Raw genomic sequence first — 16,557 nt, 5'->3', positions numbered from 1 at the left:
TTTAACCTCTATAGAACTGACAATAATTCCTTGATGATACAAACCCCTAGATTTATTTATTCGTGGAATTAATCCGAAATCCAAAATCCAAAATCTTGGTTACGGCTAATCAGGATTGACAATACGGTGATCTCTTAGACCCTCTGACGAGATTGGCCAATCGGAAAAAGTTTGATGAATATTTAAATTTGCAATGGCAAAAACTTTCTCGTGAAAAATCACCCATTTCTCTATTATTATGCAATGTGGATTTTTTCAAAAACTTTCTTCATGCTGATGATCATTTAAAAACAGACAAATGCTTACAGCTATTAGCTACAGAAATTAAATCAGTAGTTAAACGTTCAACTGATTTAGTAGCCCGTTATGAAAATAAAAAATTTGCTGTAATTCTCGCTAATACTGATTCTCAATATCTGTTTATGTAGGCACGTTAATCCAAGAAGAACTAGATTTTTTAAAAATAAATCACTGTCAATTTAGAAACAATTTTTCCCAATGTTAAAATGCTCCCAAACTCTTTAGTTGATATGCTAGAAAAGGCTATTGATACTATAAAAGTATAAAGAATTTCCTCTAAGCAATACTACTCAGTTAAGATGCACATTTTCTGAAGATATCCCTTATTCCCTCTAAAAAAATGGGATAATAGAGGTATTTTAGCCCCAGGGGATGAATAGTATTGCCAGACTACTACATTAAAAAGGCGTACATTAATTAGTGGGGTGGTTATGTTACTGAAACTGTTGAACTAAATCATAGAAAGGTTGCCAATTATCTGCTTCTATTATCGGTTCCCAAATTGATTCAATTACAGGTCTTAATAAATTAGCTCGTGGATTATATTTAGTTAAATTTTTTGCAATTATTACCATTTTTTCAGGGTCAAAGTTATTGAGAATTTTATGATAAAGTACACACCAATTATGGAAAACTGCAGATGCTCCTAAAGCTGGAAAAATTTCAGAATCATTCATCACAAAAGCTGGCTCATCTCGCCATTGACTTGAAAAAGTAAGAGTCATATCCGCGAAGAATTGATGATAACTAACTTGACTATCTTTTAATAAGGTAATTGTCAATTCCAATAAATCATCAGCTTCTACAAAATGCAAATTGCCAAGCCCTAATTTTTTCAAAATTAGATTTCGATATTCAACCTGATAATATTCGGCAAATTTAGATAGACCATTTTGTAAATCAGCTATATCAATTACTGCCTTTAGCGGTTCTTGCAGCATTTCTAAATTCAAATGACAAATACTCGGTTGCTGACCGTAACAATAGCGTCGATAATAATCAAAGTATGCAGCGGTGAAGTATAAATCATAAGTAGGAATAAAGGCATAAGGTCCATAGTCAAAACTCTCCCCTGTAATTGACATATTATCAGTATTCAAGACTCCATGACAAAAACCTGCCGCCATCCACTGTGCTACTAACTCTGCTACTCGCTGCACTAATTCTGCATAAAAGAGGGCATATTTATCATGTTCATTAATGAGGTTCTGGTAATATTGCTCAATCACATGATCTAACAATTTCTTAGTTAAATCAGGACGTTTTAAATAGTGCAGTCTTTCAAAAGTTCCAAACCGGATATGAGATTTGCTCATGCGTATCATTACTGATGAACGAGTAGGGGAAGGTTCATCTCCACGCCATAAACCTAGTCCGGTTTCAATCATGCTTAAACAGCGGGAGGTTCTGACCCCTAAACGGTTAAGTGCTTCGGCTGCAAGAACTTCCCTGACTCCACCTTTGAGTGTGAGCATACCGTCACCAGCACGGGAGTAAGGTGTTCTCCCAGAACCTTTTGTACTAAAGTCGTATAATTCGTGATCGCTTCCCCGTATTTGTCCATAGAGAAACCCTCTACCATCACCCAAATGTGGGTTATATTCACCAAATTGATAACCGTGATAACGCAATGCTAAAAAGGGTTTTCGTTGTTGAAATTTACCAAAAGCGGTAATAAAATCTTCATTTTTTACTAGTTGTGGATCAAGTCCTAAACGGGGTAATAATGCATTATTGCGCCAACGCAGAATATGTTGAGGAAATTCCTCTGCAGCAACTTCATCGTAGTAATCATTACCTAGAGATTCTAAGGCGCTTTCGTAGTTGAGAGATAGTAAAGGATTACTAGAATCTTTGTAATTTCGAGTTTCAGCCAGTGTCATTATCAGCCATTCTTAATTGTTCTTATCTTTATCTTACATCTGATATGATTAGGGACTAGTAATTCGTAATTCGTAATTATCAGGATTCAGATCCCCCAATTCTTTAAGGAGTCGGGGATCTTGTTGTTAAGTATACTCCTGACTCCTGATAGTGTAACCTAGGGGAAGCTATAGCCATACTCCTGAATTTCTCGTAAGCATTCAGCTAATGCCTAACGGCACGCTACGCGAACAGCAGTCAGTTTTTTCAGGCTAACGCCAAAAATACCTATTTGATAATTAACCAATTTCTCAAACATTCTGACTCCTGACTCCTGACTCCTGAATTCTTACAATTTCTCTAATTATGGTTTCCAGTTATAATTAGTCAAACTGGTGAGAACATGATCTTCCCATTTACTATTAATTAATATATAGTCTCTAGCATATCCTTCAATTACAAAACCTATTTTTTTTAGCATGTTACCACTACGGCGATTGTGTGGCATATAATTTGCCATGATGCGATGGAAATTTAATTCTTGAAAGATATATTCTGTGCTGGCTTTGAATGGTTCTGTCATGTAGCCATGACTTTGTGCTGTTTCTGCTAGACTATATCCAACATTACAAAAATTAGCTGCTCCCCGCACAAAACTACTAAAATTGACAACGCCAATAATTTTCGTGCGGTTGATTTAGTGATATATAAATAATCTTAAGGCGCAGCCGTGAATTAATTCCAGATGATATTGTTCGATTTGATATTGCCAATATTCTGCTGTGAAAAACCATCAACCCAAGTGGGTGAAAATGGTGTAAGATAGGCTTTATTAATAGTAAAATATTGGATAATTTGTGGTATATCTTCGGGAATCCTGACTCTTAATAACAGACGATTGGTTATGTGATTAGTGGCAGTTCTGATTTCATACACTAGAATTATTAATTCTGTGTATTTAAGTAACAATCTACAAAAGGATAGTGAAGGTGGGAATACGCTACGATTGGCAGCAACATGAGATTTTGGCAATATATAATACACCATTTCTAGAGCTTATTTATCAAGCTGCTAGTGTGCATCGCCAATTTCATGACCCAAAACAAATACAAGTTTGTAAGCTTATCTCTATTAAAACAGGTGGTTGCCCCGAAGATTGTGGTTACTGCGCTCAATCTTCCCGCTATAAAACAGAGGTAAAGCCGGAAGCACTGTTAGAAAAAGAAACGGTGATTAGCATCGCTCAAAAAGCGAAAGAAACTGGTGTAAGTCGCGTCTGTATGGGTGCTGCGTGGCGGGAAGTGCGGGATAATTCCCAGTTTGAGGAAGTGCTGGATATGGTAAAGGATGTTACTTCCATTGGTTTGGAGGTATGCTGTACTTTGGGGATGCTAAATGCGAATCAGGCCAAGCGGTTAGAGGATGCGGGACTTTATGCTTATAATCATAACTTGGACACTTCCCAGGAATATTATAGTACAGTGATTACTACGCGCACTTATGGTGATCGCTTGAATACAATTGAAAATGTCCGCCAAACTAATGTTACTGTCTGTTCTGGTGGCATTCTCGGCTTGGGTGAAAGAGTGGAAGATCGTGTAGGAATGTTGTACACGCTATCCAATTTACAGCCCCATCCAGAGTCTGTACCGATTAATATTCTCTCACAAGTTCCTGGTACACCGTTGGCAGATCAACCGGAAGTAAAAATTTGGGATGTAGTGCGGATGATTGCTACCGCTAGAATTGTCATCCCTACTTCCGATGTCCGCTTAAGCGCAGGTAGAGCAAAACTTTCCCAAGTTGAACAAGCTTTATGTTTTATGGCGGGGGCTAATTCGATTTTCTCCAGCGATGACAACAAAATGTTGACGCTGACAACTCCTTGTCCTCATTATGATGCAGACCGGGAAATGCTGAATTTACTGGGTTTAGAAATGCGTCCACCATTCCAGAAACATGAAAAAACATCTGCTGCTTTGACTGTGTAGATCCTGATACAAAAGTGCTAACAATTGCTGAAAATTGTCCGCATTTTCTTCCTGCTTCATACCTACCGTGTACACACAAGTCCTACCTGTCTTCATTTCAGCTTATTTCGCCCTCTAAATCCCCCAATGATGGGCGACTTTGAAAATTCTTGTCACCCCAGGATTGGGAGTGAGGGGGAGGTTCGGTGAGGGCTTGGCTATATTCGAGCACTTGTGTGTACATGGTAGCTCTTACTTATACTCCCACTGCAATCTTCACCTTTTCCCGTTTACCAGTTGCAACCAACCATTTACCACCAGAAGGGGCTAAAGTCACACCCCGACGGATAGGTTGGACAGGAATATTATCAACTAATTCCAAATATAGCTGCGATAAAACTGTGGCTAGAACCAACTTCATTTCAAACATAGCGAACGCCATACCAATACAGATACGATTCCCACCACCAAAAGGAAGATATTCATATTGTGAATATTGACGTTCTAAAAAGCGTTCTGGTTTAAATTTTTTCGGTTCTGGATATAAATCAGGACGACGATGAGTTAAATATATGCAAGGTGCAAGTAAAGTACCTGGTACAAATTCATAACCCATAATTTTTGTTGGTGTTTTAACTATGCGAGGTAAAGTAATCATCGCAATCGGATAAATGCGTAATGTTTCTTGGCAAACGGCAGTCAGATAAGGCAAACGATAAATTTCATTTAATTCTGTATTTTCAGTAATACTATTTAATTCATTAATCAGCTTTTCTCGAACTATGGGTAAATTATGAACCCAATATAATGCCCATGTTAAAGCTGAAGCCGTAGTTTCATGACCAGCTAATAACAAAGTCATTAATTCATCACACAATTCTATATCTGTCATTCCTTCTCCATTTTCATCCTTGGCTGACATCATTAAGGAAAGGATATCAGTGCGAGATGAATCAGGATTATTTCTGCGTTCCTGAATTTCAGTGTACAGAATTTGATGAATTTTTTCTCTTTCACGCAGGAATTTTCCCCAAGGACTCCAAGCCCCTAAATCTACTTGTAATGCAGGAAAGAAAGTGACAGCAGAACGCAAAGGAGAACCTGATAAATCCAGTAAAGAAGCTACGAGTTTTTGTAACTTTGTCAAACCTTGTCCTTCACACAAGCCAAATACAGCTTGTAAAATTACCCGCAGAGAAATTTCTTGCATGGAATCCCGCACAGAAAAAGGTTGCCCAAGTTGCCAATCACTAATTACTTGTTTTGTAATGTTAGTGATAATTTGTGCGTAGGCTTTCATTCGTTCTCCATGAAATGGAGGAGTTAATAATCTCCTTTGATGTTGGTGAGTTGCTCCATCTATTAATAGTAAAGAGTTATCTCCAACTAAAGGTTTAATCAGTTTATTTGATCTTCCTGCATCAAAATAATCAGGAGGAGTTGTAAAAATTTCTTGAATCCCTTGGGGGTTGCTAATAAATACTATTGGTTCTGCATTTGTTAGCTGAAGTGTAAAAAAATCTCCGTAGGTCTTGGCAGATGTTTCCAAGAGTTTCAAAGGATTAAAAACCCATTGCAGACGCTGAATAAATCTGGGAATTTCTGAGCTAGGTGGGAGTTGCATGACGAAAATTACTATCAATTTATTTTCTGACTAGGCTAACAAATCTACCAATAAATGCCAAATATTTCTCAAAAATCTACCTTGAGGTGATTTCTACTTAAATGTAGACTCCATTAAGTTTGTAAAGGAGCAATTACTTTCTATACAAGTGTATACATAAATCTACGATAGATGTTTATATTTTGGATTTGTTGGTGAATGGTCTAGTTTTACTGATTGTTACTTTAGGATCAGGTTGGATTTCCCGTCTGCCTCTTTCTTTTGCCATGATCTACCTAATGGTTGGGAGGGTTTTTTTTAGGACCTTATGGTACAGGTTTGATTCAATGACGTCGTCATAAATTATTAAATGCCGAATTGCTGGAAAGATTAACTCAATTTGTTGTGATTATTTCTGTGTTTAGTTGTGGCTTAAAAATAGTTCCACTTTTCCAGTGGAAGTTGTGGAATATTAGAGCACGACTGATTGGATTGTTAATGCCAATTTCCATCTTTTCCCTGGCTGCTGTAGGGAAATTATGGTTAGGGATGAATTGAGGATAGGCAATTTTATTACGTGCAATTCTGGTACCAACTGACCCTGTATTAAGCTCGGAGGTGCAACTGACAGATACAAATGACGATGATGAGTTACGCTTTGATTTAACTTCTGAGGGAGGCTTAAATGACGCTTTAGCTTTTCCGTTTGTTTATTTTGGCATTTATGTCCTTAAAGAGAGTAATTGGCATAACTGGTTGGGAACATGGTTTATAGTAAATGTAATATGGCTGAGCGCATCTGGGATAGTTATGGGGCTGATTGTTCCTTAGACCTGTCAGGAAAATTAACTTAGTGTGAAAAAAATGGTAGAAGGGAATTTTGAGGGTGTACCACAAGGAAAAATCCACTAAATTAACTATATTCAAGAATATCCACATCGTAGAAAACAAATACTGGGAATAACTAACCATCAGTTTCAAGACTTGTTAGCCCAAGGTGAAATGCAGCATAAAAAACTTCAAGGTGACATAGAAAGTAAAAAGATAGGTATAAATCAGAAAGGAGGAGGGGGGAAAGGGAAAATAGAGATAAAAGAACAGGTATCTCTATGCTTGTTCTAGTGGAGGGAAATGCCAATATTTGAGGTTTTAGGTTTGCATTTCGGTATATGGAAAAGGGAAGCAAAGGACACATTTCATTACTGACTAGAGATATTACCAAATGTTTTCCCTGTTAGTCTCCTTGAACAGGTAGAAAAAGATTATAGCGATTATGCCATGGCGACTCAGAACAAAAGGCAGGAAACAAAGAGTTTTCCACCAAGGGTATTTTTGTTGAACAGGTCATTAGATTTGTAAAAACATTCCGGGTACCTCAACAAAGATTTACCCTGGATTCCCCAATTTAGTTACAAGTAATTCTTAGGATTTGTGGTTTAGTCACATTAGGAATCGGTTCATTAGTTTTGCCCATTTCATAAATGTTATGGATATGTTATGGATATGACGTCAGTTATGAATTTGTCATCAACATCTTCATGGATAGGAACTATCAGTTACTATTCCCAACCCTGATTCTTTCCTTAGCTCTTTCCTAATCTTAACAATATGGAAAGCCAGACAAAGACTCCTTCCTAAATTTTCAGACCTCTCTATTAGGAGCCCAATGAGAATTAATTTGTATTTCCCGTTCTTGGATAATTTCTGTAAATAAACTGGTAGGTAATGCTGCTTCTACAGGTGAAACTCCAGGGTGTTTGAGTTTACCTTCTAGGATTAATTTGGCGATACTACCAGTACCCATACTAGAAGCAACAGCAGTATTTTCATGGACTAAAGTTGCAGCATAAACAATTGTTTGACCATCTTTTTCTCCTGTCACTTCTGCGCGTACTACTACTCCAATTCCAGTAAAGATATTTGTAAAATTAGTCATGCTATGACTCACATGAGACAAAAATTCGATCATATAACGGCGCTGGATTAACCATTTTGGGAAAATATGGGCAGCTATCCAAGTTAGATGGTTGTAAACATCAGGAATTGAACCAAATTTAGTAATTACGGTTTTTACTGTGGGAAAAGAATGAGGTAGTGTGATAGTTTCTGGCATATCAAACCAATAAACTGCTCTGCTTTGATATGGATGAGGAAAGTTAATATTTTCCCGGTCAGAATAAGGTGCAACTAAGTGCCATTCACCATTTATCCAAGCTTCAAAAGAATGCTGTAAACCGAGAAATGTAGTTCGCATCACGGTAACTCCAGCGCCACCAGAACCGGAGACTAAATAACTTAAATGTATTTTTTCTGGTTTTTCAAATTGCTCGATTCCCTGAAGTACTAAACTGTTAGAAATACCAGGGAAAATACCGGTATTAATAATTGCCGTTACTCCCGCATCAACAGCTTTTTGATGTAAATTTAACGCCTTTTGGGTATAGGAACGGTGATCACTGACATCTAAGTAATTTGTACCTTGCTCAATGCAAGTTTCTAGAACTTGTGTATCTCGATAGTGAAATGGCCCAGCACAGTGGATGACTAGATTTGATTGTGTGATCGCATCCCTCAATTTGTCAAATTCCCTCAAATCTAACTGCAAAAACTGCACTCTCTCACCTAAAGATAAACTCCCCTCTGGGGAACGTCCAGTGATAGTAATATCTGTCTGTGTGTGATTGAGGATATCATTAGCAACTGCGCTACCAATGCGTCCCCGTCCTCCAATAATTAAAACACGGTCTGTCATGATTACAGTGTGGACAACATTATCTTTATTTCATCAGATTTATGTCCCTTTTGTCATCGGTAACAAGTCATACAATTTTAGATCTGGGATTGAGAATACCCTTCGGTATCCGAGTTTTCCATAAACATCCTCTCAAAATTATTTTTTAACTCGGTACTACATAGGAATCAATACTGATTACTTTGTGATTTTTAATTTATTATGTAGTGTAGATTGGTTTAGGGAAAAAGTTTGATTTTTCCTTTAAAAGCAAAAGCAAACACATATTACCAAAACTTCAGCAAGTTTTTATCTCAACTTAATAATATCTTTATTTGTTATGTGTTAGGCTTACCGACATTAGTAAAAATACAGTACATAAAGTTTTGGAGTTAATATCTTCAATGTATAAAATTAACGTGAATAAATCGGCAGACAGCTTTTAAGAGAAAATGAATTTCTCTGCCGAATCAATATCTTAATTAGTATCTACTCTAATTTTTTGGTACTCAGACAGGGTAATTTTATCGGCTGGTGGGCCTTTATCCATGACAAAAATCCAATCTGCCCTGAATCCTTACAAATTTACAAACCTATAACCTATAAAAATAGGTGCGTTAACGTTATGTAACGCACCCTATATCTCAGTTATAACTATCTAATACCAAATACCGACTCTACAGTAGACTTTATCGAATTACCCGCATCCTTCAAAGTCTGAGTAATTGGGTGCTTATTCTGCAAAAATACCCTCGCACAATTGCGTCCTGGCATTCCTGAAATTGAACCACCGGGGTGTGTACCTGCACCAGTTAAAAAGAGATTGTCAATGGGGGTTTTGTAGTTAGCTAATTCTGGCAAAGGTCGGAAAAATATCATTTGATCCATAGTCATATCAATATGATAATAATTTCCTTTGTAAGCACCTAATCTTTCTCCTAATTCTGCTGGACTTTCTACCCTTCTAGCTATAATTGAAGTTTTCAAATTTGGTGAATAAGTTGCTAGTTTGTCTACTACCCTATCTGCAACTTTATTTTTCAATTCATCAGTCCAACCTGTACCTTTTAAACCTGTACCTTCTGCACCTGCAATTTGATAAGGTCCAAAAAATTCAATCCACACTGTATGTTTACCTGGAGGTGCTAAACTGGGATCAAGGAAGCTGGGCATGACCACATACATTGATGGGTCAGAATCGGGAATTTCTCCTAATGTACATTTGCTATGAGCCTGTTCTACATGATTCATAGAATCAGCAATTAAGATCGAACCAGTGAGATATTCATCTTTATGATCATGGTGGGGAAAATGTAGAGGTTCATCTAAAGCTAAATCTATCTTCATGATAGTTTCATTGTTGTTAATGATGCGGCGTTCTAATCTTTCCCATAAATCAGAATCAACTGCATCAATATCACTTTTATCAGTCATTTGTAAAAACAAACGTTGAGCATCAATATTAGAAATTACTCCATATTTAGCTCGATATTCTTGACCACCTGCCACCCGCACACCCACAGCTTTTGCATCATCAATTAAAACTTTTTCCACGTGCTGGTCTGTAAGAATTACGCCACCTTTGCTTGTGACTAAATTCACCAATGCTTGCACCAATGCACCTGTGCCTCCCCGTGGTCTAGCCATACCGGGATTATGACGCATGGACATCATCATGACACCAATTGCCAGGTTTTTTTGTGAAGGTGGCGCACCCAGTTCTGAAGCTAATCTGGCCAGTGGCGCTTTCAAAAATTCTTCATCAAACCACTCATTGAGAATATCTTCTGCACTATTCAACATGGTACGCACAAAGTCAAGGCTTTTGGATGGAGAACCAACGACTGAAAATAAGTCTTTGACTTTTTGAATGTTGTAGTTACCAAAAATATCTATAATTGATTTTGGTGGGGCATTAAACATGGGAATCATGGCATTAATTGCCCGTTGCCAATAGTCTGTAAATTCAGCATATTTTTTGGCGTCTCGTTCGTTATAACGAGCAATTTCTGTACAGGTTTTTTCTAAAGATTTATGAGCTAAGAAATATTTACCATCAGGATGGGGACAGAAAACAACTGGGTCACATTCTAGATATTCTAAACCGTGTTTCGTTAGTTCTAACTCTTCAACAACTGGACCCAAATGAATAAATTCATGGTCAATAGCACACAAGTTAAATTTAAACCCCGGTGCTTTGTCTGGTATACATTCTTCGGTTGTGGCTGCACCTCCAGGAACAGGGCGCTTTTCTAGTAGCAGGACACTATAACCCGCTTTGAGTAAATAAGCAGCACAAACTAAACCATTGTGTCCTGCACCGATAATTACGACATCATATTCTTGCATGAATTTCATTGTCAAATAAACTAGGTTGTAGAGGTGAGAAAGTTTTAACTAATTTACATCATTTTCAATTTATTAACATTTACTGTTTACTATAGTAAGCCTTAATTGTCATAAAGTATAGTTAGTTGTATCGGCGCAATAAGTAGGGGTAAGAGAAAAAAAAGAAAAAGTTGAGGGTGGGACACAGGGCGTTATAAAATATGAGACATGAGGCAAAAAATTTTAGCAAAAGACTTATCACAAACAGAGTTGCTCCAAAGCATTGAGCGAAAAGGAATTGCAGAGGAATCCATAGGTCAGAAAGTAGAGATATTACTGAATCTAATAGAGCAGTTACAATTAGAAGTTAAAGAATTACGGGCAGAAAATCAAGGGTTAAGAGATGAAAACAACCGATTGAAGGGAGAAAAGGGTCAGGCAAAGATAAAAGCCAAGAATCAAAAAGGCTTCACAAGTAATCACTCATCGGAGAAAGAGCGACAAACGCTAAAAAAGGACAACAAAGGCAGTAAGAAGGCTCGGATTAAAATAGACAGAGAAGAAATACTAGAATATCCCCAAGAATTACTGCCAGCAGAGGCGCAGTTCAAAGGGTATGAAGAAGTAATCATCCAAGACATCATCCTGGCAACCGATAACGTACTATTCCGGAAAGAGAAATACTACTCACCATGAGAAGGAAAAACCTATTTGGTAGAACCTCCTTGGGGTTATGAGGGAGAATTCGGTTTAGGAATAAAAACCCTGATTATCAGCTTGTACTATGGGGGTAACATGACCCAAGGTAACTTGTTAGAGTTCCTAGAGAATTTTGACTTGCTGGAGCATTTTCAACTACCAACTAAATGGAGAAATACTCTCCAAGTATTACCTCAAGAAACTGTGTTGAGTGAGGCAGAGTTTCATACCCTACTGGATACACATCTGCCTAAACTGGGTTCACAACAACGGACTCGGATTATGGAAGCAGTAGCTATTGCTTTCTATCATCAACAAACTGATTGGCCAGTGAGTGGTGCAAAGTCTGGTTTATGATGATGCTCCTCAATTGAAGTTACTGACTGATAATATCGTTTTCTATTGGGTAGATGAAGGAAGAAATTATAAGAAGTTAAGTGCGTTTATTGCTTGTCACCAAAAGGTTTTAGATAAATTCCTGGATGATTTCTGGAATTACTACCGAGACTTACTCCCTGATCAAGATTCTCCCAGTCAGCAAACAGCAAATAAACTCCGGTATAAGTTTTGGAAGTTGTTCCACACTGACAGTGGTTATCGACAATTAGATGAGCGAAAACCATTAACTCTGGTCAAAATTTCTGAGTTGCTTTATGTTTTAGAGCATCCTGAATTACCTTTGCACAATAACCCGGCTGAGTTAGGTGCTAGAACTATGGTGCAGCGAGGCAATATTAGTGATGCCACTCAGACTCTCGAAGGGACTCAGGCTTGGGATACTTTTATGTCTCTTGGTCCTACTACTCGTAAGTTGGGAATTAGCTTTTCTGAATATATTCGTGACCGCATTTCTAAGGTTGGGAATATTCCCTGTTTGGCGACTGTTTTTGACGAAAAATCTGCTCTCAATCCTTTTGGGTGCTCATGGATGCCTGAATAGCTTCTTCCCCCGAAGTATTCAGGGTATACCTTTTGTTTCTCGTGAGGGAATTTGCCTAACGTGCGCTTCAAGTATGAGTATTAAATTACTCTTTTGTATTTCCATCTCTTTAATATAAAAGACCATGTTTTCCCACTCAAAAGATGGTAAATTAATAATTTCTCTAACTTTTTCTATGGCGGCGGCAATTAATTCCATTCTAGTTCCTTCTCCTTCCGTACAGCGAAAACTTTCCAGCATGGGAGGTTTGGTTTGAGTGCGTAGATGAGCGATCACATGATAACCTAAAATGTGAGTATCTTCCTTTTCTTTAATCCAGATTTAACCTTGAAATTCAAGTTTCCCATCACCGGTGAGCAATATTTGCATTTCTGATGGTTCAAAACTGACAATCTCTCCATCTACATTCAACCTGAATTTTTTCACTAAGCCGCTAATCATATCTGAGGTCAAAGCGTAGTTAATATCTGCTTCCGTGAGAACAATACGAATATTGGCATTTACTGGGGTATTGAGTTTAATTTGACCTAAAATAACACTTAAAGGATCAACAATAATATTATCTGTTTGCAGATTAATTTCTTGGATACGGATTTTCTTTTGTACCACCCATCCTTGACCTGCAAGGGAAACTCCATCTACTCTTCCCTGAAATATTTTCCCAATATCCGTTTGGACTTCTACATTTATTTGTTCTACTTCCTCTAGTGGTTCAGATAGACTTCTGGCGGCTTCTTGACATAAGAATTGATCCTCTAGTTTTGGCTTTTCAGATATTATAATAATATAATATATTTTGATCTCCCAGCCTCCTAGTACTAGCTAATGTAGACTCTGAATACTGAGAGTGTATCTATCTTTAGATAGAGCTAGTTAGATAGATGTTAATTCTTCCAAAGGGGTATTCAACTTTAATTGAGCAGTATTGGTACCAATTCCAAATAGTGTTTATAGCTAGCACAATACAGCGTAAATAAACCATTCCAAATCTCTGAAAAGATTACACTGTATTCATTTTGAATTTTGTTTGCGTAGCGTCTCCGAAGGAGATATTTTATTAGGGTAGCTCTTCTGAAAGAAGCATTTTGAATTCACGGCGGTACTAGTTAAGCCAATGAACTTTTAAATTAATGTAGAGACGTTTTAGGAAATATCTCTACATTAATTTTTAACGTATTTTAAAACTCACCAGCTAAAGCGGGAATACAGCGTTCACACAATAAGGGATGTTCTTCAGATTCACCAACATGGGTAGAATAGTTCCAACAGCGATCGCACTTCTGTCCATCTGCGTTTACTATTCCTATAGTCCAGTCTTCTGTTTGCGTGGAATATTTCAATCCTGCCATTTTCTCATTAGAGTCTAAAATTTCCACTTGGGAAGTCAGCAATAAATATCGCAGTTTATCAATACCGTTACCCTTCACAGGGTTAAAGGCTTTGATAGCTTCCCACAACTGTTTGTGAGGGATATGCAGTAAAACCTTTGCTTCCAGGGAAGAACCGATTAATTTTTCTACCCGCGCTTGTTCAATCACTTTGTTAACATCGGTGCGGAGTGAACGCAGAGTATCCCAAAATTCTGCTAAATCTTCATTTTCCCATTCATCATCTACCTGCACCCAACCAGCCTCAAATACTGATTTATAAGGTGTTTTGTAGGGGATAAACTGCCAAATATCTTCAGCAGTATGACACAAAACTGGTGCGATCGCTCTCGCTAAATTCTCCAAAGCAATCTGCAACACCGTTTGACAACTACGACGACGGAAACTATCAGCAGCACTGATATACAATCTATCCTTCGCAACATCTAAATAAAAATTCGACAAATCCACAACACAGAAATTCTGCACAGTTTGGAAAAAGCGGAAAAACTGGAAACTGTCAAAAGCTTCCGTCACCTCATTAAACACCTCACGGATGCGGTGCAGCATATACTTATCCAAATCTGGTAAATCATCAAACGCTACACCATCCTGTTTTGGGTCAAAATCATGCAAACTACCCAACAAAAACCGTGCAGTATTGCGAATCTTATTCCTAACATCAGCTAATTGCTTGATGATCTTACTACCCAAACGCACATCACCAGAATAATCTACCGATGACACCCACAACCGCAAAACATCAGCACCATAAGCTGGTTGTTGATTCTGGTTACTACCACCATTGATGATAACTTGGGGATCAACCACATTTCCTACAGACTTACTCATTTTCCGTCCTTGTTCATCCAAGACGAAACCATGAGTTAAAACTGTTTTGTAAGGTGCAATACCATTCACTGCCACACTGGTCAACAAACTTGACTGAAACCATCCTCGGTGTTGGTCAGAACCTTCTAAATACATATCCACAGGATAACCTAACTCTGGCCTTTGTTTCGCCACCGCTGCCCAAGAAGAACCAGAATCAAACCAGACATCCATAGTGTCTGTACCTCTGCGGTAAGTTTTGCCATTGTGACGATATGTTTCCGGTAACAACTCCTCCACCGACAAATCCCACCAAGCATCAGAACCCTTTTCAGCAAAGATAGATTGAACGTAGTTAATAGTTTCCGTATTTAGCAAAGCTTCCCCCGTTTCCTCATCATAGAATACGGGAATGGGAACACCCCAAGTCCGTTGACGAGATATACACCAATCAGAACGTTCTGCAACCATTGGTGTAATTCTATTCTCACCTTGTGGGGGAATCCAACGCACAGATGAAATAGCCTTTAAAGCATCTTCCCTAAATCCTGCCACAGAAGCAAACCATTGTTCAGTAGCCCGGAAAATAGTTGGTTTCTTCGTTCTCCAATCATAAGGATACTTGTGAGGATAGGCTTCCTCCTTCAACAGAGAACCCACTTCCGTCAAAGCATCAATAATCGCTTGATTCCCCTCACTCAAAACATTTAACCCAGAAAATTTACCAGCATCATCAGTGAAATTACCACTACCATCGACAGGTGCAAGAATCGGTAAACCATAACGCTGACCGACAATATAATCCTCTTGACCATGACCAGGAGCAGTATGAACCAACCCTGTACCCGAATCAGTAGTGATATAATCACCACCAACCACCACCTGACTTTCACGGTCAAACAAAGGATGACGGTAAGTAGTATGTTCCAAATCTTTGCCAGGGAAAGTTGCCTTTACCGTTAACTCAGCATCCAAAATCGCAACCAACCTTTCCACTAACTCAGCCGCAACAATCAGATACTTAAATCCTCTCTGCATCGCTGTGTCTGTGCGTGACACCTCCACCACAGCATATTCCAACGCACCATTCACAGCCACAGCCAAATTACCCGGAATAGTCCAAGGAGTAGTAGTCCACACAGCCACGCCCAAATCAGGCAAGAGACCATCCAAACTAGATTTTAACCCTTCGGCAACCTTTGTTACCGGAAAAGCGGTGTAAATACTACGAGAAACGTGACCTTCAGGATATTCTAACTCCGCTTCAGCCAAAGCTGTTTTAGAACTAGGACTCCAGTGAACAGGCTTTAAACCGCGATAAATATAACCTTTGAGGAACATTTCCCCAAAAACGCCAATTTGCGCGGCTTCATATTCTGGCTTCAGGGTTAAATAAGGATGATCCCAATCACCCCAAACACCGTACCGTTTAAAGCTTTCCCGCTGTTCATCCACTGTCTTCAGTGCGAACTCTTTCGCCTTTTGTCGCAATTGTAAAGGTGTGAGATTTTGCCGTTCTGCCTGTTTCATATTTTGCAGAACTTTCAACTCAATCGGCAGTCCGTGACAATCCCATCCAGGGATATAGCAGATTTTACTACCTTTGAACAATTGGTAACGGTTAATAATATCTTTGAGAATCTTATTTAAGGCATGACCAATATGCAACTGACCGTTAGCATAGGGAGGACCATCGTGCAGTATAAATAATTCGCCGGAGTTTTCTTCAGAAAGGCGAGAATAAATGTTGTTTTCCTCCCAGAATTTTTGGATTTCGGGTTCGCGCTTGATTGCGTTAGCCCGCATATCGAAGTTAGTTTTGGGTAAGTTGACGGTATCTTTGTATTTTCCAGTTTCGGTCACAGTTTCATGCCTAAGATATGTTTGCAGTTATTTGATCAATTATAAGTCAAGGTAGAAAGTCT

Annotated in this window: 12 protein-coding genes and 2 pseudogenes; 6 read left to right on the top strand and 8 right to left on the bottom strand. The window is 38.4% G+C overall.

All coding sequences use genetic code 11. The annotated features are described in order from the left end of the window. The first annotated feature begins 143 nt into the window (after positions 1–143). Positions 144–428: a diguanylate cyclase domain-containing protein gene (locus AAZO_RS24140; protein ID WP_081462875.1), complete on the top strand. Its 285-nt coding sequence runs from the start codon at positions 144–146 to the stop codon at positions 426–428. A gap of 306 nt (positions 429–734) precedes the next feature. Here AAZO_RS24140 and AAZO_RS24135 read toward each other — a convergent pair whose 3' ends face one another. Together AAZO_RS24135 and AAZO_RS24130 are read right to left on the bottom strand one after the other, a co-directional pair. Beyond that, entirely contained in the window at positions 735–2,183 is a 1,449-nt protein-coding gene (locus tag AAZO_RS24135) for a protein adenylyltransferase SelO (protein WP_013193170.1), read from the bottom strand. Between the two features lie 344 nt (positions 2,184–2,527). Further along, positions 2,528–3,095 (bottom strand): annotated as a pseudogene (locus tag AAZO_RS24130) (GNAT family N-acetyltransferase). Between the two features lie 57 nt (positions 3,096–3,152). Between AAZO_RS24130 and bioB the strand changes: the two are divergent. Then, positions 3,153–4,154 carry a biotin synthase BioB gene (bioB, locus tag AAZO_RS24125; protein ID WP_013193169.1) on the top strand — a complete coding sequence of 334 codons (1,002 nt, stop codon included), beginning with the start codon at positions 3,153–3,155 and terminating at the stop codon, positions 4,152–4,154. Between the two features lie 235 nt (positions 4,155–4,389). Here bioB and AAZO_RS24120 read toward each other — a convergent pair whose 3' ends face one another. Next, complete coding sequence (locus tag AAZO_RS24120) at positions 4,390–5,757, bottom strand: cytochrome P450 (protein WP_013193167.1); 1,368 nt, start codon at positions 5,755–5,757, stop codon at positions 4,390–4,392. Positions 5,758–5,924: 167 nt separating this feature from the next. Here AAZO_RS24120 and AAZO_RS24115 point away from each other — a divergent pair. Then, positions 5,925–6,561: pseudogene (locus tag AAZO_RS24115) on the top strand (cation:proton antiporter domain-containing protein); the annotation flags it as partial. An 817-nt stretch (positions 6,562–7,378) separates the two neighbouring features. On the opposite strand, the gene AAZO_RS24110 reads toward AAZO_RS24115, so the two are convergent. Together AAZO_RS24110 and crtO are read right to left on the bottom strand one after the other, a co-directional pair. Next, entirely contained in the window at positions 7,379–8,488 is a 1,110-nt protein-coding gene (locus AAZO_RS24110; protein ID WP_013193166.1) for a saccharopine dehydrogenase family protein, read from the bottom strand. Positions 8,489–9,121: 633 nt separating this feature from the next. Further along, positions 9,122–10,816 (bottom strand): beta-carotene ketolase CrtO, encoded by a 1,695-nt coding sequence (gene crtO, locus AAZO_RS24105; protein ID WP_013193165.1) that lies wholly within the window; start codon positions 10,814–10,816, stop codon positions 9,122–9,124. A gap of 207 nt (positions 10,817–11,023) precedes the next feature. Between crtO and AAZO_RS24100 the strand changes: the two genes are divergently transcribed. From AAZO_RS24100 to AAZO_RS32265, 3 genes are read left to right on the top strand one after another with little or no spacing between them, the layout of a single operon-like run. After that, the gene (locus AAZO_RS24100; protein WP_041642086.1) at positions 11,024–11,491 is read left to right on the top strand and encodes a hypothetical protein; all 468 of its coding nucleotides are present in this window, start codon (positions 11,024–11,026) and stop codon (positions 11,489–11,491) included. A 15-nt stretch (positions 11,492–11,506) separates the two neighbouring features. After that, positions 11,507–11,851 carry a hypothetical protein gene (locus AAZO_RS40235; protein ID WP_041642081.1) on the top strand — a complete coding sequence of 115 codons (345 nt, stop codon included), beginning with the start codon at positions 11,507–11,509 and terminating at the stop codon, positions 11,849–11,851. Then, a complete protein-coding gene (locus tag AAZO_RS32265) occupies positions 11,829–12,434 on the top strand; it encodes a hypothetical protein (RefSeq protein ID WP_228371399.1) in 606 nt (201 codons plus the stop codon). The genes AAZO_RS40235 and AAZO_RS32265 overlap by 23 nt, the downstream gene beginning before the upstream one ends. Positions 12,435–12,452: 18 nt before the next feature. On the opposite strand, the gene AAZO_RS40230 is transcribed toward AAZO_RS32265, so the two are convergent. From AAZO_RS40230 to ileS, 3 genes are all read right to left on the bottom strand, one after another. Then, a complete protein-coding gene (locus AAZO_RS40230; protein ID WP_041642078.1) occupies positions 12,453–12,710 on the bottom strand; it encodes a hypothetical protein in 258 nt (85 codons plus the stop codon). Between the two features lie 45 nt (positions 12,711–12,755). After that, a complete protein-coding gene (locus AAZO_RS40225) occupies positions 12,756–13,211 on the bottom strand; it encodes an LmeA family phospholipid-binding protein (protein ID WP_228371774.1) in 456 nt (151 codons plus the stop codon). Between the two features lie 401 nt (positions 13,212–13,612). Next, positions 13,613–16,495: an isoleucine--tRNA ligase gene (ileS, locus tag AAZO_RS24075; protein ID WP_013193164.1), complete on the bottom strand. Its 2,883-nt coding sequence runs from the start codon at positions 16,493–16,495 to the stop codon at positions 13,613–13,615. Positions 16,496–16,557: the final 62 nt, after the last annotated feature.

Origin of the sequence: 'Nostoc azollae' 0708, assembly GCF_000196515.1 — a bacterium.
Taxonomy (GTDB): Bacteria; Cyanobacteriota; Cyanobacteriia; order Cyanobacteriales; family Nostocaceae; genus Trichormus_B; species Trichormus_B azollae.
Note: the sequence above shows the minus strand (reverse complement) of the source record. Positions and strands in the feature narration are given on the sequence as shown.